The 24,175-nt window shown below is 57.9% G+C and carries 22 protein-coding genes; 19 read left to right on the top strand and 3 right to left on the bottom strand.

The window, feature by feature from the left end:
* The first annotated feature begins 294 nt into the window (after positions 1-294).
* From I2F59_RS08190 to hflX, 15 genes are all read left to right on the top strand, one after another.
* Positions 295-1,965 carry a ribonuclease J gene (locus I2F59_RS08190; RefSeq protein WP_117654800.1) on the top strand — a complete coding sequence of 557 codons (1,671 nt, stop codon included), beginning with the start codon at positions 295-297 and terminating at the stop codon, positions 1,963-1,965.
* Position 1,966: 1 nt separating this feature from the next.
* Positions 1,967-4,747, top strand: a complete 2,781-nt coding sequence (locus tag I2F59_RS08195; RefSeq protein WP_229065409.1) for an FtsK/SpoIIIE family DNA translocase — start codon at positions 1,967-1,969, stop codon at positions 4,745-4,747.
* Positions 4,747-6,276: a helix-turn-helix domain-containing protein gene (locus tag I2F59_RS08200; RefSeq protein WP_195503836.1), complete on the top strand. Its 1,530-nt coding sequence runs from the start codon at positions 4,747-4,749 to the stop codon at positions 6,274-6,276. The genes I2F59_RS08195 and I2F59_RS08200 overlap by 1 nt, the downstream gene beginning before the upstream one ends.
* Positions 6,277-6,302: 26 nt before the next feature.
* On the top strand, positions 6,303-6,800 hold the full coding sequence (locus I2F59_RS08205; protein ID WP_195503837.1) for a YajQ family cyclic di-GMP-binding protein: 498 nt from the start codon (positions 6,303-6,305) through the stop codon (positions 6,798-6,800).
* A gap of 27 nt (positions 6,801-6,827) precedes the next feature.
* Positions 6,828-8,177 (top strand): 30S ribosomal protein S12 methylthiotransferase RimO, encoded by a 1,350-nt coding sequence (rimO, locus tag I2F59_RS08210; RefSeq protein WP_195503838.1) that lies wholly within the window; start codon positions 6,828-6,830, stop codon positions 8,175-8,177.
* A 99-nt stretch (positions 8,178-8,276) separates the two neighbouring features.
* Entirely contained in the window at positions 8,277-8,825 is a 549-nt protein-coding gene (pgsA, locus tag I2F59_RS08215; protein ID WP_006235973.1) for a CDP-diacylglycerol--glycerol-3-phosphate 3-phosphatidyltransferase, read from the top strand.
* A gap of 12 nt (positions 8,826-8,837) precedes the next feature.
* On the top strand, positions 8,838-9,368 hold the full coding sequence (locus I2F59_RS08220) for a CinA family protein (protein WP_138374193.1): 531 nt from the start codon (positions 8,838-8,840) through the stop codon (positions 9,366-9,368).
* A gap of 257 nt (positions 9,369-9,625) precedes the next feature.
* Positions 9,626-10,774 (top strand): recombinase RecA, encoded by a 1,149-nt coding sequence (gene recA / locus I2F59_RS08225; RefSeq protein WP_022094695.1) that lies wholly within the window; start codon positions 9,626-9,628, stop codon positions 10,772-10,774.
* A gap of 11 nt (positions 10,775-10,785) precedes the next feature.
* A complete protein-coding gene (locus I2F59_RS08230) occupies positions 10,786-11,478 on the top strand; it encodes a regulatory protein RecX (RefSeq protein ID WP_195503839.1) in 693 nt (230 codons plus the stop codon).
* Between the two features lie 257 nt (positions 11,479-11,735).
* Entirely contained in the window at positions 11,736-13,286 is a 1,551-nt protein-coding gene (gene rny / locus I2F59_RS08235) for a ribonuclease Y (protein ID WP_195503840.1), read from the top strand.
* Position 13,287: 1 nt separating this feature from the next.
* Positions 13,288-14,373 carry an ATP-binding protein gene (locus I2F59_RS08240; protein WP_138112632.1) on the top strand — a complete coding sequence of 362 codons (1,086 nt, stop codon included), beginning with the start codon at positions 13,288-13,290 and terminating at the stop codon, positions 14,371-14,373.
* A gap of 74 nt (positions 14,374-14,447) precedes the next feature.
* Complete coding sequence (locus I2F59_RS08245) at positions 14,448-14,765, top strand: stage V sporulation protein S (RefSeq protein WP_195503841.1); 318 nt, start codon at positions 14,448-14,450, stop codon at positions 14,763-14,765.
* Between the two features lie 51 nt (positions 14,766-14,816).
* Positions 14,817-16,187: a tRNA (N6-isopentenyl adenosine(37)-C2)-methylthiotransferase MiaB gene (gene miaB / locus I2F59_RS08250; protein ID WP_195503842.1), complete on the top strand. Its 1,371-nt coding sequence runs from the start codon at positions 14,817-14,819 to the stop codon at positions 16,185-16,187.
* A complete protein-coding gene (gene miaA, locus I2F59_RS08255; RefSeq protein ID WP_138112628.1) occupies positions 16,187-17,125 on the top strand; it encodes a tRNA (adenosine(37)-N6)-dimethylallyltransferase MiaA in 939 nt (312 codons plus the stop codon). Before miaB ends, miaA begins: the two co-directional genes overlap by 1 nt.
* Positions 17,125-18,414, top strand: a complete 1,290-nt coding sequence (hflX, locus tag I2F59_RS08260) for a GTPase HflX (protein ID WP_195503843.1) — start codon at positions 17,125-17,127, stop codon at positions 18,412-18,414. Before miaA ends, hflX begins: the two co-directional genes overlap by 1 nt.
* Here the strand turns inward: hflX and I2F59_RS08265 are convergent.
* Both I2F59_RS08265 and lexA read right to left on the bottom strand, forming a co-directional pair.
* Positions 18,399-19,103, bottom strand: coding sequence for a heparan-alpha-glucosaminide N-acetyltransferase (locus tag I2F59_RS08265; protein WP_195503844.1), 705 nt, complete (start codon positions 19,101-19,103; stop codon positions 18,399-18,401). The two genes, hflX and I2F59_RS08265, sit on opposite strands and share 16 nt — an antisense overlap.
* The gene (lexA, locus tag I2F59_RS08270) at positions 19,103-19,747 is read right to left on the bottom strand and encodes a transcriptional repressor LexA (RefSeq protein WP_040359862.1); all 645 of its coding nucleotides are present in this window, start codon (positions 19,745-19,747) and stop codon (positions 19,103-19,105) included. The genes I2F59_RS08265 and lexA overlap by 1 nt, the downstream gene beginning before the upstream one ends.
* Before the next feature lie 163 nt (positions 19,748-19,910).
* Between lexA and I2F59_RS08275 the strand changes: the two genes are divergently transcribed.
* From I2F59_RS08275 to dut, 3 genes are read left to right on the top strand one after another with little or no spacing between them, the layout of a single operon-like run.
* Positions 19,911-20,360, top strand: a complete 450-nt coding sequence (locus I2F59_RS08275) for a LysM peptidoglycan-binding domain-containing protein (RefSeq protein ID WP_195503845.1) — start codon at positions 19,911-19,913, stop codon at positions 20,358-20,360.
* Between the two features lie 51 nt (positions 20,361-20,411).
* A complete protein-coding gene (gene nrdR / locus I2F59_RS08280; protein WP_055285168.1) occupies positions 20,412-20,855 on the top strand; it encodes a transcriptional regulator NrdR in 444 nt (147 codons plus the stop codon).
* Positions 20,856-20,859: 4 nt separating this feature from the next.
* A complete protein-coding gene (dut, locus tag I2F59_RS08285; RefSeq protein WP_195503846.1) occupies positions 20,860-21,303 on the top strand; it encodes a dUTP diphosphatase in 444 nt (147 codons plus the stop codon).
* Between the two features lie 494 nt (positions 21,304-21,797).
* On the opposite strand, the gene I2F59_RS08290 is transcribed toward dut, so the two are convergent.
* The gene (locus I2F59_RS08290; RefSeq protein ID WP_195503847.1) at positions 21,798-23,099 is read right to left on the bottom strand and encodes an MGDG synthase family glycosyltransferase; all 1,302 of its coding nucleotides are present in this window, start codon (positions 23,097-23,099) and stop codon (positions 21,798-21,800) included.
* 117 nt (positions 23,100-23,216) lie between these two features.
* On the opposite strand from I2F59_RS08290, the gene I2F59_RS08295 reads away from it, so the two are divergent.
* Positions 23,217-24,152 carry an NAD(P)/FAD-dependent oxidoreductase gene (locus I2F59_RS08295; protein WP_195503848.1) on the top strand — a complete coding sequence of 312 codons (936 nt, stop codon included), beginning with the start codon at positions 23,217-23,219 and terminating at the stop codon, positions 24,150-24,152.
* The last annotated feature ends 23 nt before the right edge of the window (positions 24,153-24,175 follow it).

Genomic DNA, 24,175 nt, shown 5'->3' on the forward strand with positions numbered 1-24,175 from the left:
TATCGCGAGTTCCGCACGAACAGGAGGCCACTTAATGTGGCCTCCGTCGTGAGCAGGACTGTAGAGCAGGAAACTTAGCCCGTGCCGGGGCCGCTGAGCCCTGACCGGCGGGATACACAGGTTCAGATGGGGCTTTGATGCATGGGTGGTCTGTTGTTGTGCAAATGGGTATCATACTGTGGTTACTGCATCGACTCTGTGATGCATGTTTGTACGTTCCCGGCGGTCGGTTTGCCAGAAGCGCCCCGTCGGTTGTTTCAGACCCGTTTCGAAGAAAGGAAACAACACTCACCTATGGCAGCTAAAAAATCATCTCCCTTGAAGATCATTCCGCTTGGTGGTCTTGACGGCATCGGCAAGAACATGACAGTCTTCGAGTGCGGCGACGACATGGTGCTCGTCGACGCCGGCCTCATGTTCCCCGACGATTCCCAGCCCGGTATCGACCTGGTGCTTCCCGACTACACCTATGTTCTGGAGAACGAGGAGAAGCTCCGCGGCATTATCGTCACTCACGGCCACGAGGACCACACCGGTTCGCTTCCGTACCTGCTGCAGGACCTCAACAACAAGGTGCCCATCTTCTCGAGCAAGCTTACGCTCGGCTTTATCGAGGGCAAGCTCTCCGAGTTCCGCATCCGCGCGCCCAAGTTCCGCGAGGTCAAGGGCGGCAGCCATGTCAACCTCGGCGGCATCTCGCTCGACTTCTTCTCGATGACGCACTCCATCCCCGGCGCTCTGGGCGTGTTCATCCGCACCAACCAGGGCACCGTTATGCACACCGGCGACTTTAAGCTTGACCAGACGCCCATCGATGGTGTCACGCCCGACTATGCCGCTATCAGCCGCTTTGCCAAGCAGGGCATCGACCTGCTGCTGTCCGACTCCACCAACGCCACTGTTCCCGGCTTTACCAAGTCCGAGGCCGAGGTCGGTCCCAACTTGCTGCACGCCATCAAGAACGCCCCGGGTCGCGTGTTCGTCGCGTCGTTCTCGAGCCACATTCATCGTTTGCAGCAGATCTGCGATGCTGCCCGCAAGTGCGGCCGTAAGGTCGTTGTGACCGGTCGCTCCATGCTCACTAACACCCGCGTGGCGCGCGAGCTGGGCTACCTCAACATCGACGATGCCGATATTATCGATGCCTTCGACATTGATAACCTGCCCGACGACAAGATCGTCGTCATGTGCACCGGTTCGCAGGGCGAGCCGCTGTCGGCCCTGTCTCGCATGGCCAACGGCGAGCACAAGACGCTCTCTATCCACGAGGGCGATACCGTCATCCTCTCGGCAACTCCTGTTCCCGGCAACGAGAAGGCCGTCCAGCAGGTCGTCAACAGCCTGGCCAAGCTCGGTTGCGACGTGTGGGATAAGAACCGCGCTCTTGTCCACGTCTCGGGCCACGGTAGCCAGGAGGAGCTCAAGCTCCTGATGGCCATGGCCAAGCCCACGTACTTTATGCCGGTTCACGGTGAAGCCGTGCATCTGCGCGCCCATGCCCAGCTGGCTCGCAAGATGGGCATCAAGGACGATCATATCTTTATCCTCGATAACGGCGACACGCTCGAGATGCGCGGCGGTATCGTCAAACGCGGTACGCCCGTCGAGTCCGGCGTCGTCTACGTCGACGGCCTGCGTATCGGCGATACCGACCCCATCGTCTTGCGCGATCGCCAGAAGCTCGCCAACGACGGCATGGTCACGGCCGTTGCTATCGTCTCGCTCAAGCACAAGAAGATCGAGGCCATCGAGTTCTCGGGCCGCGGCGTCTCGTTTGCCATCGACGACCAGTTCTCCGAGGATGCCTCCGCGTCCATTATGAAGACGATCGAGAAGGGCAAGTTTAGCTTTACGAGCAGCGGTTCCGATGCCATTCGCAAGGCCGTGCGCGATTCGCTCTCCAACTTTATTTGGAGCCGTACGCGCACCCGTCCGATGATCATCCCGGTCGTCATGGAGGTTTAGTTTGGCGCGCGGATCTGCACAAAACGCCAAAGGCAATAAGGCCAATAACCAACCGGCATCTGCTAAGGGTGCCGGTTCCCATCTGCGTGCCAATAAGGGCCACGAGGCCGACTTCGACGATTTTGAGCCCTTGGTCGAGCCCTCGGCCAACCGCGATATCGCCGGCGTGGTCATCGCCGTTTTGGCGATTGCGTCCTTCATTGCCGTGATTTCGCCGGCGACCGCACCCGTTACGGCTGCGGTTGCCGGTTTCTACCACCTGGGCTTTGGTCTGGGCGCCTACGTGCTGCCGATCGTCATTTTGCTGTTTGCCGCCACGCTCTTTTTAGGTGAGGACTCGCCGCTCAACATTCGCTCGGTCGCGGGCGGAGCCGTGGTCTTTATCGCCGTCGTCTCCATTCTTTCTCTGATGGTGCCGGGTACGAGCGACTCGTGTGACCTTATGTTCACGCCGCAAAATTTGTCCGCCTCGGGTGGCTACATCGGTGCGTTTATTGCGAGTGCGCTGCAGAATGCCCTGGGTAAGCCTATCGCGATGGTGGTCCTGTTGGGTCTGGCCGTCGTTGGTTTTGTCATTATCGGCTTTTCGGTTGGTGGCGTGCTGCGCTCTGCTCGCGACCGTGCGGCCGATTTTGCCGAGCGCCGTTGTGCCGACGTCAACGCGAGTCCGTGGGGTGACGACGAAGCCCTGTCGGTGCCCGGCGTTGCCCGACCGCACCTGAGCATTCTTCGTCAAAAGGGCTCTGATGCTGCCGTGACCACGGTCATGGGTAACGATGTAGACCCGGTTTTGGACGATGACGACGAGGACGAGGATCCGTTTGTCGACGTATCCGATGCCGTGGAGGCCGAGCGCGCTAAGACGAAGCTGATGCCGCGCCGTCATGTCAAGAAGGGCAAGGCCACACCCAAGTTGAATACAAGTGAGCCCGATCCGTCCTGGTCCGAGAGTGAGATTGAGCTTACCGAGGGTGATGACGAGGATGATGAGGCTCCGATCGAGACCGCTAAGACAACTTTGCTGCCGCGTCGCCATGCAAAGCGCGACCAGGTAACCGGCCAGCTTTCGATGGAAGACGACCCCGATAAAATCGACGAGTCCGAGCCGCCGTTTGCCGTGAATCCTGTTTCGGCTGCACCTCAGATTCCCGACTTCTTGAAGCATCCCAAGGTTGCCGATGCGCCTGCCTCGAGTGCTGTCGAATCGGCTGCGGCTAGCGATGGGGGAGCGGACGGCGGCGCCGCAGATAACGAGGGCGAAGAAGAGGACGGCCTCAAGCTTCCGCCGCTCGAAATCCTGCATGCCAACCCGCAATCTGCTTCCGCCGCGTCTTCGGACAAGGAGCTTGAGCAGACTGCCGAGTCGTTGCAGTCCACGCTGCTTGAGTTTGGCCGCAGTGCCCGCGTGGTCGGTTGGATCGCCGGTCCCACGGTGACGACCTTTAAGCTGCAACCTGGCGAGGGCGAGCGCGTGAGTAAGATCTCGAGCCTCGAGGACGATATCGCGCTTTCGCTCGCTGCCCAGTCGGTGCGTATCTTTGCGCCGATTCCCGGCACCTCGCTGGTGGGTATCGAGATTCCCAACCGCAAACGTCAGAACGTCAACTTGGGCGACGTGCTGCCCTATGTGAAGGGCGGTCCGCTCGAGCTCGCCATCGGCCGCGATGCCGAGGGGACGCCGGTCGTCGCCGACCTCGCCAAGATGCCCCACCTGCTGATCGCCGGTACCACGGGCTCCGGTAAGTCGGTCATGATCAACTCCATCATCACGACCTTGCTCATGCGCGCCCTTCCCGAGGACGTTCGCCTGATTATGGTCGACCCCAAGCGCGTCGAGCTTGCGGGCTATAACGGCCTGCCGCATCTCTATGTGCCCGTGGTGACCGAGCCCAAGCAGGCCGCGAGCGCTCTGCAATGGGCCGTGTCCGAGATGGAGCGTCGCCTGAAGGTCTTCGAGCGTCTCAACGTTCGCAAGATTTCGACCTACAACGAAAAGCAGGCCGCCGGCGAGTTTGAACACTACGACAACCCGCCGCAAAAGATGCCCTACCTGGTCATCATCATTGACGAGCTCTCGGACCTAATGATGGTCGCCGGTAAGGATGTCGAGGCCTCGATCGTGCGTATTGCACAGCTGGGCCGTGCCGCCGGTATTCATCTTATCGTGGCCACGCAGCGTCCCAGCTCAAACGTGGTGACGGGCCTCATCAAGGCCAACATCACCAATCGCATCGCCTTTAACGTCGCCACGGGCATCGACTCGCGCGTCATCATCGACCAGATGGGTGCCGAAAAGCTCACCGGTTTGGGCGACATGCTGTTCTCCAAGGTCGACTGGGGCAAGCCTCGCCGTATCCAGGGCTGCTTTGTCTCGGACGACGAAATCAACGAGATTGTCGAGTTCGTCAAGTCGCAGAGCGAGCCCGACTACCACGAGGAGATCCTGTCTGCCGTGGCGCCCGCTTCCATGTCCATGGCGGGTGGCGGCGGCATTGTCCGCACCGGAGTAGCCGAGCCGCAAGACGATGATCCGCTCATTTGGGAAGCCGCCCATATTGTGGTGGAATCGCAGCTTGGCTCCACATCTGGCCTGCAACGTCGTCTGAAGGTTGGCTATGCGCGTGCCGGGCGTATTATGGACATGCTGGAAGAAAAGGGTGTCGTCGGCCCGCCCGACGGTTCCAAGCCGCGCGAGGTCCTGTTGGACGAGGAGGGGCTTGCCGCGCTGGAATCTGTCGACGCCGAGATGGCACGTGAAGATCGTGAGTTTGGAGGATTCTGATGGCTGCACGCTTTGGTGACATGCTGCTCGAGCAGCGTCGCCGAATGGGCCTTTCCATTCAGCAGGTCGCCAACACCATCAAAATCAGGCCGCAGATCATCGAGTTTTTCGAGACCGGTAACTTTGCTTCGATGCCGCCGCGCGGCTATGCGCAGGGCATGATTTCGAGCTATGCTCGCTTTTTGGGCCTCAATCCGCGTGAGGTCGTCAATGCCTACTTTGACGACCTGATGGCATACGAACGTGAGACGTCGCAGCAGGGCGGTCGTTTTCAGGACGCCGCCGGCTACGTCAATTCGCGTTCCTCGGTCGATAACGGGCGCTTCCTGATGGTTCAGGGCGGTCGTTCGACCCGCTATGGACAGCGTCCTCAGCAGGCCGGTTATATTACCGAGACGGGTTCGGGCGAGGAGATTCGCTCGCAGCGTGACCGGTTCCGCAGTACGCCGATGCCCGAGGACCGTGCACTTCCCGCTGCCCGCGGTGTAGCGCGTGACCCTCGTGCCGGCTACGGCGACGGCGGCTATTCCGATCGCGGTTACCGTGGTGCCTCCACCCGACGCTCTCGCGGTGGCTATGCGGATGCCGATACCACGCAGGTGACGCCGCGTCTTCGCTCTCAATCACAGCCGTATGGCCAGCGCTCTTCGGCTCCGCGTTCGGGCCAGCGTGGCTATCAAGGCCGCGGTGAACTTGCGCCCCGCTCGGGTCAGCGCAGCCTTCAGGGCCAGGGTGGCTATCGCGGCCGTTCCGATAGCAATCGTGGTCGTATGCCTCAGGGAGGCGGCCGCAGCAGTTCCAGTCGTGGACGCGGCGGATCACGTACTCCTCAAAACAACGGGCTCGATCCGCGTATCGTCTACGCCGGCATCGGTGCCGTTGTGCTGCTGTTGATTGTGCTCATCGTGGTGCTTCTGCGCGGCTGCGCATCTTCGGCGCCCGAGAACACGCCCGAGACGCCCACTGCTACCAAGATGACGACCAAGAAGTCTTCTAAGAAGACCGAAACGGTCGACGAGGACGATGACACCGATGAGGCGACGGATGAGTCGACTGATTCGGACGCCACCAAGACGACGGCCAAGAAGGAAGAGAACGAGGTCACGAAGGTCAAAGTCTCCGTTGCCAAGGGAAAGACCGCGTGGATTGAGGTCAAGGTTGACGGCAAGTCGGTCTATGGCGCCCAGGCGACTGGCCCCTTTGAGCAGGAGTACACGCCCGAGTCTTCGATCGAGATCACCACGTCCAAGCCTTCCGATGTCACCGTTACCAAGAACGGTGAAAAGGTTCGTTACGATACCAAGACCTCGGGCGTGGCGCGTGTGACGATCACCGTTCCCAAGAAGGAGACGTCTGATTCCGAGAATGGTGAAAGTTCTGATGGTACCGACACCACCGATGGTACCGATACCACCGACGGTACCGATACCACCGACGGTACCGATGCCCAGTCCACGGATGGCGCCGATACCGCAACTGACGGTCAGACACCCACCGATTCTACCGACAATTCGTACGATAGCTACTAGGCCGCTCGTACGCGAAAGGAAACATCATGGCTAAAGATTCCAGCTTCGACGTCGTGTCCGAGGTCAACATGCAAGAGGTCGACAACGCCTTCCAGCAGACCACGCGCGAGATTTCCCAGCGCTATGACCTTAAGGATTCCGGCGCCACGATCGAGCTTTCGAAGGGCGACAAGCTCTTTACGATCAACGCCCCGGCCGACTTTGTCTCCAAACAGATTGTCGACGTGCTGAGCTCCAAGCTCATCAAGCGCGACATCGACCTCAAGGCTGTCTCGTGGGATGCTCCGCAGGCGGCATCGGGCGGCACCGTGCGCGTGCTCGGCCATATCGTCGAGGGTATCGACCAGGCGACCGCCAAGAAGATCAACAAGGACATCAAGGATCAAAAGCTCAAGGTCAAGGTGACCATCGAGGCCGACAAGCTGCGTGTTTCCTCTGCTTCGAAGGACGCGTTGCAGACCGTGATTCAGTTCCTGCGCGACCAGGACTACGGCCAGCCGCTGCAGTTCACCAACTACCGCTAATATCAATCGAAAGGACCGCTCTCCAACATGGATACACCGTTGGGCTCCGTGCTCTACATCACCCTCGGGTGCGCTAAGAACGAGGTTGACACCGACCGCATGCGTTCTCTTTTGACCGCCGCGGGCTACGAGGAGGCATTCGACCCGCAGGATGCCGATATCGCCATCGTCAATACTTGCTCGTTCCTCGCCTCCGCAACGTCCGAGAGCATCGAGACCACGCTCGAGCTCGCCAACGAGGTTCAGGACGGCGTTCGTTCTTGCCCCATCGTCATGTGCGGCTGCGTGCCGTCGCGCTATGGCGATGACCTGCCTGACGAGCTGCCCGAGGTCGCTGCCTTTGTGAAGGCCGACGAGGAAGATGGCATCGTGGCGGTCATCGATGGCGTGCTGGGTGTCGAGCGTGAGATTGCAGCCTATATCCCGCAGGTCAAACGTACCGTCGAGGGTGCTGTCGCCTACGTCAAGATTTCCGATGGCTGCAACCGCTTCTGCAGCTTCTGCATGATCCCGTATATCCGCGGTCGTTACCACTCGCGCAATGCCGAGAGCATCATCTCCGAGGTACGCGACCTGGTCGCCGGTGGCGTCCGCGAGATCGTTCTGATCGGTCAGGACACGGGCATCTGGGGTACCGACTTCGCCGACGAGGACCTCGCCGAGGGCGCGCCGCGCAATCTGGCACAGCTGCTGCGTGCCGTCGCTGAGGCCGTGCGCCCGCACAACGTCTGGGTCCGCGTGCTCTACCTGCAGCCCGAGGGCATGACTGACGAACTCATCGAGACGATACGCGACACGCCCGAGGTGCTGCCCTATATCGATATCCCCGTGCAGCACTGCGACGCGCGCATCCTCAAGGCCATGCGTCGCTCCGGTTCGCGCCTGGAGCTCGAGGATCTGTTCCGCGACCTTCGCGAGCGCATCCCCGGTATCGTGATTCGCTCCACGGCCATGGTCGGCTTCCCGACCGAGACCGACGACGAGTTTCGTGATCTTATCGACTTTATGGACACCGTCGGCTTTGACTACACGAGCGTCTTTGCCTACTCGCAGGAGGAGGGCAGCCTGGCCGCTAAGATGGAGGGTCAGGTCGACGAAGAGGTCAAGCTTGAGCGCGCCCAGGAGGCCATGGATCTGGCCGAGTCGCTCGGTTTTGCCGCTACCGCCGCACATGTGGGCGAGCGCGCCCAGGTGATCGTCGACGGTATCGAAGAGACCGAGGACGGCGCCGAGCTGATCGGCCATGCCTGGTTCCAGGCGCCCGATTCCGATGGCGCTGTGCACTTGGACGCCAGCGAGGCGTCCGTGGGCGATATTCTGACTGTCGAGTTTACCGATAGCTTCTGCTATGAGCTTATCGGCCATGTTGTGGAGTAGGAGAGCGTCGTGGCAAACGAGAGCAATAAGGAACTGACGGGTGTTTGGACGCCCGCCAATATCGTGACGTGCGTGCGCATCGTCTTTATCCCGGTGTTCATGATTGTGTCGGCGCTGTCTCACACGAGTGTTGCCGGTACGGATTGGAGCACCTTCGACGGCCCGCTCGCCGCCGCCGCTTTTATTCTGTACGTGATTCTGTCGTGCACCGATAAGGTCGACGGCTATCTGGCGCGCTCGCGCAACGAGATCACCGATTTCGGCAAGTTCTTGGACCCCATCGCGGACAAGCTGCTCGTGTTCTCGGCCCTGCTGCTGTTCTTGGATTTTGGCGCGGTGACCGTGTGGTCCGTGTTCATTATCCTGTTCCGCGAGCTGCTGGTGAGCGCTCTTCGCATGGTCGCGAGTGCTGCTGGTGTGGTCGTTGCGGCCGATAAGCTCGGCAAGTACAAGACGGCGACCACGATGGTCTCCATCTGCGGTTATCTGTGCGTCTTTGCGATGGCCGGCTTGCACCTTGGCCCGGTGGCGCTGACGCTCGGCATCTACTCGGTGTCGCGCTTCCTGTACGCCGTTGCCGTTGTCCTGACCGTTATCTCGGGCGCCCAGTACTTCTGGAACTGCCGCAAGATCGTCTTTTCGGTCTAGGTCCTGGTGGGTATGACGGACTCTTTTGAGCAGATTTCCGCACATAACGAGGAGCTGGCGCGCGATATTGTCGAGCGCGCGAGCGCTCGGGGCGTGACGGTTTCGACGGCTGAGTCGCTGACGGCGGGTATGATCGCCTCGACGATTGCCGATATCCCGGGCGCCTCGGCGGTGCTGCGTGGCGGTGCGGTGACCTATTGCGATGAGATCAAGCATCGCGTTCTGGGTGTTGAGCAGGAGACGCTCGACCGCTATACCGCGGTGTCGCATCAGACCGCGCGCGAGATGGCGGCGGGTTCGCTGGAGCTGTACCAGAGCGATATTGCAGTGAGCGCAACGGGTTATGCCGGCCCCGGCGGTGGCACTGAGGAAGATCCGGCGGGCACTTTCTATATTGGCTGGGCGTATCGCTCCGCCGATGGGGGCGTGCCGGTCGTGGACTCTGTGCGCTGCCACTATGAGGGCGACCGTTCGTGTGTTCGTGCCCATGCGGTCGCGGAGGCATTGGGACGCATTGCCCTTGTGCTCAACTCTATGGAATAGACGTGTTTTAAGGGGCCTCCGGGCCCCTTAATTGTGGAGATAGGGACCTCAGAAGAATTTAGCGTTTGTGCTGTTCATGGGTGTATTTTTGCCTGCCTTGTTCATTTTTGGTCCTTTGTGGTCAAGCATTTGGTCAGTGTTTGGTCGGCGTTTGGTTGGGTTTTGGAAAGGTCGGCTGCATATGATTTATCTGAACGGTTGACCACGAACAGCCGTTCGTTTATTATCGATGCAGGTTGTTAAGAGGAGGGCTATTCATGGCCAAGAATTCAGGTCCCGTACGTACCGTTCATGCTCGCACGACGGGTAAAGAGCGCGATGAGATGATCGCCACCACCAAGGCCGAGATCGAGAAGAAATTCGGCCAGGGTTCCATCATGAGGTACGGCGACGGTGGCCCCGAGCTCGAGGTCGAGGCCATCCCTACGGGCGCTCTGGCACTCGATGCCGCTCTGGGTATCGGCGGTGTGCCGCGCGGCCGAATCGTCGAGATCTACGGTCCCGAGTCCTCCGGTAAGACGACGCTTTCGCTCGAGATCCTGGCCGAGGCCCAGGCAATGGGTGGCGTTGTTGCATTTATCGATGCCGAGCACGCGCTCGATCCCACGTATGCCGCGCGCATCGGCGTGGATATCGACGAGGTGCTCATTTCCCAGCCCGATACGGGCGAGCAGGCGCTCGAGATTGTTGACATGCTCGTGCGCTCCGGCGCCATCGATGCCATCGTCGTCGACTCCGTCGCCGCGCTGACCCCGCGTGCCGAGATCGAGGGAGAGATCGGCGACACTACGGTCGGTCTTCAGGCTCGCCTGATGAGCCAGGCGCTCCGCAAGCTCGCCGGCTCGCTGTCCAAGTCCAACACGACGTGCATCTTCATTAACCAACTGCGTGAGAAGATTGGCGTCATGTTCGGCAACCCCGAGACAACGACGGGCGGCCGCGCCCTTAAGTTCTTCTCTTCGGTGCGTATCGACATTCGCCGTATCGACAGCATTAAGCTTAAGGACGAGGTTATCGGTAACCGCGTGCGAGCCAAGGTCGTTAAGAACAAGGTGGCAGCTCCGTTCCGTTCTGCTGAGTTCGACATCATGTACGGTACGGGCATCTCTAAGGAAGGCTCGATTCTGGACATGGCTGTCGAGTGCGGCATCTGCAAGAAGATGGGCTCCTGGTTTGCCTATGGCGAGGACAAGCTCGGCAACGGTCGCGAGGCCGCCAAGGCTTTCCTGCGCGAACACCCCGATTGCGCCGACGAGATTGAGCATAAGGTCCGCCTTGCCTGCGGACTTGAGTTTGATGACGATGCTCCGTCCGAGGTCGAGCTGACCGATCAGCCTGCGCCTGAGGAGTTTGACGAGCTTTACGCCATCGATGGTTCCGCCATGCTCGATGATGACGACGAGTAGCGGTTACGCTCATGTCGTATACGGTGACCGAGGCCACGGTCGTCTTTCCCGATAAGAAGGCGGCCTCCTCGTTCTCGAGCGGGTATGCGTCCAAAAAGCCTTGCGCACATATCGATTGTGAGCTTGAGGGCGGTTTTGAGCGTTCTATTTGGATTCCCGTGCGGGTCGCGCGCCTGTATGTCAAAAACCGCCCAGATCTTCCCTGTGATTGGGACAACTTTCGTGAGGCGGTGCAGCTCATCGAGCGTAAATGTGCACTTACCATGGTGACCGAGATGTTATCGCGCCGCGACCATGCGACGGGTGAGATCCGTGACAAGCTGGCTTGCTACGGCTTTCACCAGACAGCGATTGATTTCGCCGTCGAGCGCGCCACCGAGTATCGCTTTTTAGACGAGAACCGCTTTTGCTCGTACTTTATCGAGGAACGCAAGCGGCGTGGTTGGGGACAGCGCAAAATCGAGACCGAGCTCAAGCGTCGTCATGTCGTGCTCGATGACATTCCCGGTTATCCCGAGGAATATTTTGCCGTCGAAGACGATTTGGCGCGTGCGTCAGCCCTGCTCGCCAAGCGACGTGTTCCAGAGACGCGCGGATTCGAAAAACTGGTTCGGTTTTTGATGGGCAAGGGCTTCTCGTATCACATCGCCGCCGATGCCGTTAAGGCACGCCTCGATGCCGAATGCGAGGAATGTGCGGTTTAGGCATATGCGTTTTGTGGTCCTGCCGTTCACCGCGTTTTAGCCGCCGTGCTGGGGCCATTTATTTGACAGTTGTTGTGGTTCAACGTACGATAAACACTGTCATTTGCTTTGTGATATGTGCTCATCTGTGATGAGTTTGTTTATATGTTTATCTGTATCCGACCCGCATAAGCTGCGCCCATATTACTCAAATGTCGCGAGCCGTTCGTAAGGATGGTTCGCTTTGTTGTGTAACGAATCCATAAAAAGGAGTGAGCATGCCTATCATCGCAGCGCTCGTTGGCATCGTTTTGGGTGCCATCGCCGCCATTGCCTTCATGCGCACCGCCAAGCAGGGTAGTCTTCACGAGGCCGACGAAAAGATTCAGTCGGCACACGCACAGGCTGAGTCCCTGATCGGTGATGCTAAGCGTCAGGCCGAGACCCTCAAAAAAGAGGCTCTGCTCGAGGCTAAAGAGGAAATCATCAAGAACAAACAGGCCGCCGAGGCCGAGGACAAGCAGCGTAAGAGCGAGATTCGTACGCTCGAGAACCGTGTGATGCAGCGCGAGGAGTCCCTCGATCGCCGAAACGACGCTCTCGACAAGCGTGAGCACCAGCTGTCCAGCCAGGCCGGTCAGGTCGAGAAACGCTCCCGCGAGCTTGAGGAGCTCTGCGCCAAGCAGACCTCCGAGCTCGAGCGTATCGCCGACCTGACCCGCGAGGATGCCCACAAGGAGCTCCTCGATAAGGTTCGCGGCGAGGTCACCCACGAGGCCGCCACGATCATTCGCGAGTCCGAGCAGCAGGTTCGCGCCGAGTGCCACAAGACCGCCCAGGAGATTCTGTCCCTGGCGATTCAGCGCTGCGCTGCCGACCACACAGCCGAGGTCACCGTTACCTCCGTGCACATTCCCTCTGATGACCTCAAGGGCCGTATCATCGGTCGCGAGGGTCGCAACATCCGGACCTTCGAGCAGGTTTCCGGCGTCAACCTCGTGATTGACGACACGCCCGAGACCGTCGTTCTTTCGAGCTTCGACCCGGTCCGTCGTGAGACCGCCCGTGTTGCCCTCGAGAACCTCATCGCCGACGGCCGCATTCACCCCGCCCGCATCGAGGAGATGTATCACAAGGCTGCCGACCTGGTTCAGCAGCGCGTGCGCGAGGCTGGCGAGCAGGCTGCCTTCGATACCGGCATTCACGACCTGCACCCCGAGATCGTCAAGACCCTTGGTGCCCTGCGCTACCGTACCTCGTTTGGTCAGAACGTGCTTCAGCACTCCCTCGAAGTCTCTGACCTGTGCGGCGTGATGGCTTCCGAGCTTGGCCTGGACGTTGTGACCGCCAAGCGCGCCGGCCTGCTGCACGACCTGGGCAAGGCAATTGACCACGACGTCGAGGGTCCGCATGCCGTCATCGGCGCCGAGCTTGCCCGCCGTTATGGCGAGAAGCCCGTTATCGTTCATGCTATCGAGGCTCACCATGCCGATGTCGACCCTAACACGGTGCTCGATGTCCTGGTACAGGCCGCTGATGCTGTCTCTGCTTCTCGCCCCGGTGCCCGTCGCGAGTCTGCCGAGAACTACATCAAGCGTCTCGAGAAGCTCGAGGAGATCGCCAACTCCCATGAAGGCGTCGAGCGTACCTATGCCATGCAGGCTGGTCGCGAGGTACACGTCATGGTTCAGCCGGACAAGATCTCCGATGCCCAGTCCACGGTCCTGGCTCACGATATCGCCCATCAGATCGAGGAAGAGATGGAGTATCCCGGTCAGGTGCGCGTCGTCGTGATTCGCGAGAGCCGCGCTGTCGATATCGCTAAATAACATGAGCGACGCGAACGAGCTCATCTCATTTATCGCGTCGATGTCGGGGGAGGGCAACCTTCGCGTCGAGGAGAACCTTGGCGAGGGGTATGTCCGCCTCCGCGTTTCGGAGGCCGAGCGGCGCCAGGCAAAGCACGACATTCAGCATGTCGAGGATATCGTCATCGAAATGCTCCGTAATGCTCGCGATGCTGGTGCCGACAAGGTCTATCTCGCCACGACCAAGGAAGATGGCGTCCGCACGCTTGTCTTTCTGGATAACGGTTCGGGCGTTCCACAGGATATGCAAGAGCGAATCTTCGATGCCCGCGTTACCTCCAAGCTCGAGAGCATGAAGATGGACCGTTGGGGCGTTCACGGTCGTGGCATGGCATTGTTTTCGATCAAGCAGAACACTGACGAGGCCCGTGTGGTCACGTCTGGTGTCGACCTTGGCTCGGCCTTTAAGGTGAGCGTTGCGGCCGACCGCCTCAGTGAGCGTGCCGATCAGTCCAGCTGGCCCCAGGCCGTCAGGGATGAGGACGGACGTTATGTCTGTGCTCGCGGCCCGCATAATATTATTCGCGCTGCTTGTGAGTTTGCGCTCGAGGAGTTGTGTGGTTGCGATGTCTATCTTGGTTCTCCGTCTGAGATTGCCGCGACCCTTTATGCTCAGGCGTCAAGTCGGCTCGATACGTCGCGTCTCCTGTTCATTGATGACGAGAGTGAGCTTCCGGTTGTCGATCGTTTAGGCCTTGCCTCTGATGCCGAGGACTTTATCCGTATCTGTTCGGGTTTGGGTCTTGAGATGTCCGAGCGCACTGCTCATCGCATTTTGGCAGGGCAGATTAAGCCCGTTCGCGGTGTGACCGCGCGTCTGCTGCGCGAGCGTGATTCGTCCTCGCATGCGCCGGCTCCTGTCGATCTTGCGAAGGATCGTCGCGGGCTACGTATTGCCAAGGATGACATGGCACAGTTTTCGCGTGCTGTGGAGCGTGACTTTAATGACCTTGCCGCCCGGTACTATCTCAACCTTTGTGGCGACCCAAAGATTCGTGTTTCGCGTGATCGAATCACTGTGACCTTCGATCTTGCCAAAGAGGAATAGTGCCTTTACCGAGTCCACTCGGTACGATACAGTTATTGCAGTTAAAACGTACTTTTAAACGCAGGAGTTTCTTCATGGATTGCCTGAAGGTATCAAGCAAATCATCGCCCGCGTCCGTTGCCGGCGCCATCGCCGGCATGGTCAAGGATGGTGTACGCGTCAACATCCAGTGTGTCGGCGCTGGTGCTGTCAACCAGGCCATTAAGGCCGTGGCTATCGCGCGCGGTTTTTTGATTCCAACCGGTTTTGATATTTCCTGCGCGCCCGTGTTCTCCGACATCCTCATTAACGGGGAGTCGCGCACGGCCATTCGCCTTTCTATCTACGTTCACCAGATCAATCGAGCTGCTATGGATAACGTCGTCATGGATGATGTTAAGCCTGTGGCATAGCTTCTGCTTGCCTCGATTCGCCCCCCCTCTCCATCGTTAGGACTTATGCACATGGACCAGCGTTCCGTACGCGATATTCTTGCCGGTAAAACCTACTTTATCCGCACCTTTGGCTGCCAGATGAATCAGCACGACTCCGAGCGCGTGAGCGGTCTGCTCGATTCGTATGGTTGCCTCATGGCGCTCGATCCCGAGCATGCCGATATTGTTGTCTTCATGACATGCTGCGTGCGCGAGGCCGCCGATACTCGCCTGTACGGCCAGTGCAATTCCTGTAAAAGCCTGCCGCCTTCGCCTTCGGGCAAGCGTGTGGTTGCCGTTGGTGGTTGCATCGCGCAGCGCGATGGCGAGGGCCTGCTCACCAACGTCGATAACGTCAATGTCATCTTTGGTACGCATTCCATCGCACATGTGGCAGAGCTCATTGCCGAGGCGTTCCTTGATGGCAAGCGTCATATCCGCACCAATGAGCATGAGGATACGGATGCCATGAGCATGCCGTGGCATCGCGAGACCCAGTATCACGCCTGGGTGCCCATTATGACGGGCTGCAATAATTTCTGTACCTATTGCATCGTGCCGTACGTGCGCGGTCGCGAAAAGAGCCGCCCCTTCGAGGAAATTGTCGACGAGGTGACCGGTTTGGTGCGCCAGGGCGTGCGCGAGATTACGCTGCTGGGCCAAAACGTTAACTCATATGGTCGCGATCTGTTTGGCAAGCCGCGTTTTGCCGATCTGCTGCGTGCCGTGGGTGATACGGGTGTGGAGCGCATCTTCTTTACCTCTTCTCATCCTAAGGATCTGCTGCCCGAGACCATCGACGCCATGGCCGAGACGCCCGCCGTCATGCCGCAGCTTCACTTGGCCGTTCAGTCGGGCTCCACGCGTATCCTCAAAGAGATGAATCGCCGTTATACACGCGAGGACTATCTGGGCCTGGTCGATCGCATTCGCAACCGCATGCCCGATATCGCGCTCTCGACCGATATTATCGTTGGCTTCCCGGGCGAGACTGAAGAGGACTTTGAGCAGACGCTCTCACTTGCCGAGACGGTCCGCTATGCTCAGGCCTATACCTTCATCTATTCCAAGCGCGCCGGTACCCCGGCCGCAGAGATTGACGATCCTACGCCGCATGAGGTTATTTTCGAGCGTTTCAACCGCCTGGTTAAGGTTATCGAGACTACGGCACACGAGTATAACCAGGGTGAGCTTCATACTGTGGTGCCGGCGCTCATTGAGGGAACGAGTAAAAAGAACGACGCGGTCCTGCTGGGCAAGAGTCCCAAGAATCAGACCGTGCATGCGCCTATCCCCGAGGGTTACAGCATCGATCAGCTTGTTGGCAAGATCGTTGATGTTGACGTTGACGTTGCCAAGACCTGGTATTTGTCCGGCTCCGTTGTGGGCGAGCCGCGCTAATGGTTTCTCCCAGGGCAGGACTTTCCGCCGTTGCGATCGTCGGTCCGACGGCGGTTGGTAAGAGTGATGTTGCCGACCGTTTGGCAGCTCGTCTTTCGTCCGAAGTGCTGTCGTGCGATGCGATGCAAATCTATCACGGCATGGACATCGGTACCGCAAAGATGGCGCCCGATGAGTGTACGGTGCCGCTGCGTCTCGTCGACATTGTAGAGCCGGGTGTGGCATATTCTGCTGCGCTTTATCAGGCTGACGCTCGCGCGCATGTTGAACGTCTCCTTGGTTCGGGTTGCCTGCCGGTTTTTTGCGGAGGTACGGGGCTGTATCTCAAGGCCGCCCTCGATGAGATGGACTTTCCCTCGGGTGAACTTGAGGACGATCGTCGTATGGGCTATCAGGAGCTTGCCGAGCGTATTGGCGAGGAAGAGCTGCATGCCCTGCTTGCCGAGCGCGACCCAGAATCGGCTGCTGTTATTCATCCCCATAATGTGCGCCGTGTGATTCGTGCGCTCGAGATGCATGATGATGGTATTTCCTATGCACAGCAAAAAAGTCAGTTTAGTGTTCCGCGCGAGCATTATCATGCTCTATGGTTTGGTCTGACGCGTAATCGCGAGGTGCTCTACGAGCGCATTAACCTGCGCGTCGATCTGATGTTTGAGCAGGGTCTTGTCGATGAGGTTCGCGGTCTTATGGACCAGGGGCTGGGAGATGCCCTGACTTCGATGCAGGCAATTGGCTATAAAGAGATCATTGATGCTTTCAATGGCGTGATTTCTATGGATGAGGCTCGCGAACTCATCAAGATGCGTTCGCGTCGCTATGCCAAACGTCAGCTTTCGTGGTTTAAGCGCGATGACCGTATCGTGTGGTTTGATATGGACGAGTTTACGATCGATGAGGTCGTTGAGGACATCCTGCATCGTATTGAGGCTGCCTAATGGCCCGTTTCCCCCTTGTTCCCACGGCACCCGAGCCCGAGCGTGCCATATTAGTTGGTGTTGAGTGGCGCGACAATGCATGGCCGCTCGATCGCTCGCTTGATGAGCTGGAGCGTCTTACCCACACGGCTGGTGCCCAGTGCGTGGCACGCTTGTCACAGCGTTTGGTAAAGCCGTATCCTAAATCGTTTATCGGTTCCGGTAAGGTTGAAGAGCTGCGCGGCCTGGTGCATCGCATGGATGCCGATGTCGTTATTTTTGACGACGACCTGACGCCCTCGCAGCAATCCTATTTGGAGAAAGCCGTGGGCGAGCCGGTAAAGATTATCGATCGTACGGCACTGATCTTGGATATTTTTGGCCTGCATGCTCAGACGCGTGAGGGACGCCTACAGGTACAGCTGGCACAGCTTCAATATCTGTTGCCTCGTCTGCGTGGCATGTGGAGCCATCTCGCCAAGGAACAGACGCGCGGCGGCATCGGCTCACGCTTTGGTCAGGGCGAAAGTCAGCTCGAGGTCGACCGTCGCCTCATTCGTAATAAGATCGCTGCGCTTCGTCGTGAGCTCAAGCAGGTTGAACAGCGTCGCGATGTTCAATCCAAGAGCCGCATTGAGTCACCGGCGTTTCGCGTCGCGTTAGCCGGTTATACCAATGCGGGTAAATCGTCGTTGCTCAATCGTCTGACCGGATCTACGGTGCTTTCGCAGGACAAGCTGTTTGCTACGCTCGACCCGACGACGCGTTCGTATCGCCTGCCCGGCGGTCGTGGCATGACGATTACCGATACTGTTGGCTTTATTCAAAAGCTACCGCATGGTCTCGTTGATGCCTTTAAGTCCACGCTGTCTGAGGTTCTTGGTGCCGATCTGATCCTTAAAGTTGTGGATGCCTCTGACGAGGACTACGAGCGCCAGCTCGAGGCAGTCGATCGCGTTCTTGACGAGATCGGTGCCGGCGAGCGTTTGACGCTTACGGTGTTCAATAAAATCGATCTTCTCGATAGCGTTGATCGATTGAGTTTCCGTCGTCGCTATCCCGAGGCCGTGCTGTTCTCGGCCCAGACGGGCGAGGGACTCGACGATCTCGTCGACCGTATTGCTCGCGAGGCGGCTGCCACCGATGTGTTGCTCTCCGCTGAAATCCCGTATCGCGAGGGCGCCCTCATCACGCTGGTGCATGAACAGGGAACCCTTTTGCACGAGGAATATCTTGAGGGCGGCGTTCGTATTGTTGCGAAGCTGCCGGCTCGTATCGCGCCGCGGCTCAAGCGTTATCGCACCGAGTAGACGAGCTCCAAAAAGCCCAGAATAATGGGCTGATGCAGCAGATAAAAGGGGAGTGCATGACGTCCAAGGCTGGCGAGCGCCGGGACGGGATTGGCGTAGGCCCAGCTTGGGGCGGGATGTTCACATCTTTGAGCGGTGCGCGCAGCAAAGTATCCTGTGAGGTACATGAATATAAACGGGATGATTGGATAATAGTCGCCTGAAACGAACCAGGGGCCGGGAAATCCTAGCCACGCCAAATAGGAGAATGAATAGGTCGATTTCGGGATGCCCCATGTCGCTGCGAAGAGAGCGAGGCATATCGTAATGCCCCACGTGCTAGGCACTTTCTTAAGCATCGGTCGTGCTACGGCTGCCACAGCGGTACACGTCGCCATGCAATAAATGATGCCAAAGTTCACTGAATCGTCGACCGATACGAGCGTTGTTGCAATCCAGACGACCAAAGCTGCGGCAGCGTATTTGGCCGCTCGTTTAGCATTGTTGCGCGAAAGGGTGCACATCCAACCCGCGATAAACAAAAATACCCAGCTGATGCTGGCGCGCCAGATGTCTTGAAAGACAGTCTGGGTAAACCAGGGCATATCCCAGTCGTACAGGTAGGCGAGATCGTAGCAAGCGTGAAAACCTGCCATTGAAATCATCGTAAACCCGCGGACGGTATCAAAGATAGTGATGCGTTTTTGCATTACGAGAACCGGCGCATCAAGCCGACGACTTTGCCCAAGATAACGGGATTCGTTGCATAGATAGGCTCCATGGTGTCATTCTCGGGCTGCAGGCGTACGCGTCCCTGCTCCTTGTAGAACGTCTTGACGGTCGCTGAACCATCAATCATGGCCACGACAATTTCGCCGTTCATGGCACTCTTTTGTTCACGGACGATGATGTAATCGCCATTGAAGATGCCGACATTGATCATTGAGCTCCCATGCACCTCAAGGATAAAGGAACCCTGATCGGTGGCGATTTCGGTCGGGATAGTAAAAGTGTCTTCGATATTCTGCTCGGCCAGAATGGGAATCCCAGCCGCGACGCGACCAACGAGCGGTAGCGAGACCGTTCCGCGAGGTGCGGTGGGCTCGTCAGATTTAGAAATTGAGACAGAGGAACCGTCCTCGTTAAAGAGTTCCAGGGCGCGCGGTTTGGTGGCATCGCGCTTGAGTAGCCCGCGCGCCTCCAGAGCAGATAGATGGGCGTGCACGGTGCTGGGGGAGGAAAGGCCCACGGCAGAAGCCATCTCGCGCACGCTGGGCGGATAACCCTTCTCCTGCTGATATTCCTTGATGAAGTCGTAAATTTGCTGCTGACGCTTGGTAATTTTGCGAGCCATCAGGGGTTCCTCTCTACCCATACCAAACAAATGTTCTATTTTTGCTTGACAGGAACAACTGTTCGAAGATAATAATAACCGAACACTCGTTCCCGCGCTAGACTTTTTTGTCCCCGCGGCTTGATAAAACAGTTCTCGTCAAAACAAACGAGAGGAGAACAGAATGAACGCAGCGGATATGGTCCAGGGAAACCTCGCTCTTAAGCTCGAGGCGCCCGCCACGCCTGCCTTTACGGTCGTGAAGGGCGGACGCTCTCATTTTCAGGCCGTGGCCACTAAGCCCGTTCGCACCCAGCGTGCGTCCGTTGCTTCGGCTCCTGTTGCCCTGAAGGCCTCGACGATCGTTGCTGTAGCCGTAGCGTTTACCCTGTTCTTCGTGCTTGCCACGTCAGTTTTTTCTGCTCGTCACGCAGCATATGCCGATTCCGTAGCTAACGTTACCTACGAGTCGGTTCGTGTGCAGTCCGGCGATTCCCTGTGGTCGCTTGCCCAGGAGCATCCCATCGATGGCCTTTCCACGCAGGAGACTTCCGACATGATTCGTAGCGTCAATCACCTCGATCGCGGCTCTCTTGATGCTGGTGCAGTTCTGAAAGTTCCGGCTCGTTCGTAAGATTTCGGCTCGGTCGCATGGTACCCTTGTTATCGTTTAGGAGGAGGTACCATGCGCTGTCCCAAATGCGGCAAGGCACATACCCGCGTTGTCGATTCCCGTATGCAGGAGTCGAACAACACTATCAAGCGCCGTCGTGAATGTTGTTCGTGCAATTATCGTTTTACGACGTTCGAGCGTTGCGAAGATCCCATTGAGGTCATCAAATCCGACGGATCAAAGCAGCGGTTCGATCGCAACAAGCTGCTGGTCGGTTTGATGCGTGCCACGATTAAGCGCGATATCGACACGAAAAAGCTCAATGAGATCATCGATGATATTGAGGTAGAGCTGCGTTCCCGTACGCTGACGGCTGTAACGTCCCACGAACTGGGCGATATGGTGCTTAAGCGCTTGGCCAAGATCGACAAGGTTGCCTACATTCGATTTGCCTCGGTCTATCGCGATTTCAAAGACGTCGACGAGTTTTTGCAAGAGCTCGACAAGCTAAGGTGATTTCATGTCCAACATTACCGTTAACATTAAGCGTCTCGATCCCACGGTCGAGCTTCCCAAATACGCTCATCCTACAGATGCCGGCTTGGATCTCCGTGCCAACGAAGACTGCACCCTCAAGCCTTTTGAGCGACGTTTGGTCTCCACTGGCTTGGCCATTGCGCTGCCCGATGGCTACGCCGGCTTTGTCCAGCCCCGCAGCGGTCTAGCCATTAAGCAGGGCCTGTCTATAGTCAACACGCCCGGTCTCATCGACGCCCACTATCGAGGCGAGCTTAAGGTCATCCTCATCAACCTGGATCCCACCAACAATATCCAGATCAACAAAGGCGACCGCATCGCCCAGCTCGTCATCCAAGAAGTTCCCACGGTCAATCTCGTAGAGGTAGACGAACTAGACGAAACTGATCGAGGCAACGGAGGCTTCGGCTCCAGCGGCGTTGCTTAATCATTTTCAAGATGCAGGGTTGGCCTCTCACCCGGGGCCCACACATATCATCCCGTGCTCAAACATTCTCGCTACGCTGCGAAACTGCGCGCGGGACGATATGTGTGGGCCCCGGGTGAGAGGCCACATGCTTGAATATGCATTTCGACTTGCGCGATAGGCCTCATCAATATAATTACGACTTGTTTGTTGTTCCGACTCTCCATTAGCTGGATTACATCCTTGCAAATCCTAACTAGGAATGTGTTATAGATTCTAGTAAGCCGACGCGACAAAGGAATAGTCCCTTTGTCGCGTCGGCTTACTGTATTTATACTTTCCGGTTTCGCCTTTGTTGGTTCTACTGGAGGGGAATCTAGTTTAGCTGCTAGTACGTAAACGCAGCTTGTCTGTGGGGGCATATATATCGTCCCGCGCGCAGTTTCGCAGCGAAGCGAGAATGTTTGAGCACGGGATGATATATATGCCCCCACAGACAAGCGGACAGTCCGACGCTAGCGGATATGTGCGGGTTTTTCGCCCCAGTAGAAGCGGCAGAAGGCTCGTTTACGTTTTTGGGGCTTGCCTGTAAGCTCCATGGTTGCGATGGCGATATCCTCGGCTGCGCGTGGACGGCGCAGCACTTCGCCGTTAATGAGCAGTGCCTTGAGCGATTCGGGATGATCGTGGAGATGGCGCAGTGTCACGATGAGCTCGCGTGCGGTGGTGACATGCATGCTGGCGCCCATGCCGGTGAGCATGGTGGTGTTGGCCTTTTCCTGGCCATAGGACTTGCCCAGCAGAATCATTGGTAGGTGTGCGCACAGGCATTCGGTAACAGTGAGTCCGCCCGATTTGAGAATTGCTAGGTCACAGCCGTGCATAAGCGCTGCCATGTCATCGACGTAGTCAAGAACCGTGACGTTCTCGAGTTTCATGGCATCGAAAAGCGTTTTGAGACGGGTGGCATATTCGGCATCCTTGCCCGGCAAAAAGACAAAGTGCATGTCCTCGAAGCTGCGCAGGAAGGGGAGGGTGCGGTCCATCTCCGCGCGAAAGCGAACGTACGGTTGAGGCAAACTGGCGCCGGCCATGACCAACACAACGAGCTTGTCTGTGGGGAGATTGAACTTCTCGAGTTCTTCCTCGCGGTTGTAGTCCGTATCAAACCCGGCGCGAATGGGGATGCCCGTAATGCGGATCTTTGCCTCTGGAACCTTACGGGGGCGGAGTGTTTCGGCCATAAACTCGTTTGCCACGCAGAATAGGTCGGTGTCCTTATGGGGCCACCAACCCTCGACCTCGTAATCGGTCGGTACGCAAATGACGGGATAGTCGATGCCCGTAATGACGCGCGCGCCGACGGCAACGTTGGCTGCCGTGATATGCGTGGCGACCACGGCAATGGGCCTACGAGTCCGAACGTATTCGTTAAATGCGGGGAACATGATGCGCGACCATGCCGTGCCGCCGCCCCAAAGCAGGTGTCCGGTAAGGGTATAACGCCAGGTCAAGTCATAAATTGGGCGCGTGGCGCCGGTAAACGAGGCGGCCGTTTTGTTGCCGTCGAATTTTATGCGTCCAAAATCAAGGATATCGAGCACTTCAATCTCAACATCCTCGGGGATGCCATTGGTGCCGCGGATGAGGTCGAATGCCTGTGCAATCGCATTTGCGGCGGCCTTGTGGCCCGAGCCGACCGAGGCGTGCACGATAGTCACGAGAGGTTTTTGCTGAGCCAAGAGCGTGGTTTGTTCCGATTGGGGAGTGCTGTGCTTGAGCAGGGGAGCGTCGTCGCTCGTCTGCGTCTGATCCATCGATATCTCCCCTTCATCTTTGTTTCACAAAGAATCATTGTAGTGCATGAGTGTCACGTTCGCATAAATTTGGGTATGAGCGCAAAGAACGCCAATCTTTCGACAGGAGGTCTCTTCATGACTACCCATCAGCCGATCGATGTTGCTATTATCGGCGGCGGCCCTGCGGGCTATGCCGCAGCCATTTATGCGGCGCGCGCCAACCTCACGACGACTGTGATTGAACAGGGCATGTCGGGAGGACAGATCGCCACAACCAATGAGGTCGAGAACTATCCGGGCATTCCGCTCTTGAGTGGCGCCGAACTCGGCGAGCGGTTTCAGCAACATGCAGAGGGCCTGGGAGCACAGGTTGCATGGAGCATGGTTACGGGTATCGATTACGATGCGGATGCGGCGCTGTTTACGGTGCATCACGATATGGGCGATACGCTGGCCTCGAGCGTTATCGCTTGCATGGGTGCCACGCCGCGATCTGCTGGTTTTGTTGGCGAGGATACGTATCGCGGTCGTGGCGTTTCTTATTGCGCGACGTGCGATGGCATGTTCTTTCGCGGTAAACAGGTCTTTGTCATCGGTGGCGGTAATGCTGCCTGCGAGGAAGCCCTGTTCTTGTCAGAAATCGCCAGCAGCGTGACTATCGTCTTGCGCCGCGATCAGTTCCGTGCCCCCGATGGCGTGGTTCAAAAGGTACTCGCAAAAGATAATATTTCAGTTAGGTACCAAACTAGTATTGTTGAGCTTTCTGGTGAGGCGATGCCCACGACAATCACGTTTAAGGACAATGCGACTAGTGAAATGCACGCCGAGTCCTTTGATCCTGGTTCGTTTGGCATTTTTGTCTTTGCTGGCACGCAGCCCCATACTGAGCTTGTAGAGCATCTGGTAGATCTGGCGCCCGACGGCGGTATTGTGACCGACGAATCGATGGCCACCCGCACACCTGGCTTATTTGCCGCCGGCGATATCCGCTCCAAGCGTTTACGTCAAGTTGTGACCGCCGTTTCGGACGGAGCCATAGCGGCTACCAGCGCATACGCTTTTCTACGCTGATAAGTACGATAATATATCTTATG

Origin of the sequence: Collinsella aerofaciens (genome assembly GCF_015556945.1) — a bacterium.
In the GTDB taxonomy this organism is placed as follows: domain Bacteria; phylum Actinomycetota; class Coriobacteriia; order Coriobacteriales; family Coriobacteriaceae; genus Collinsella; species Collinsella aerofaciens_AO.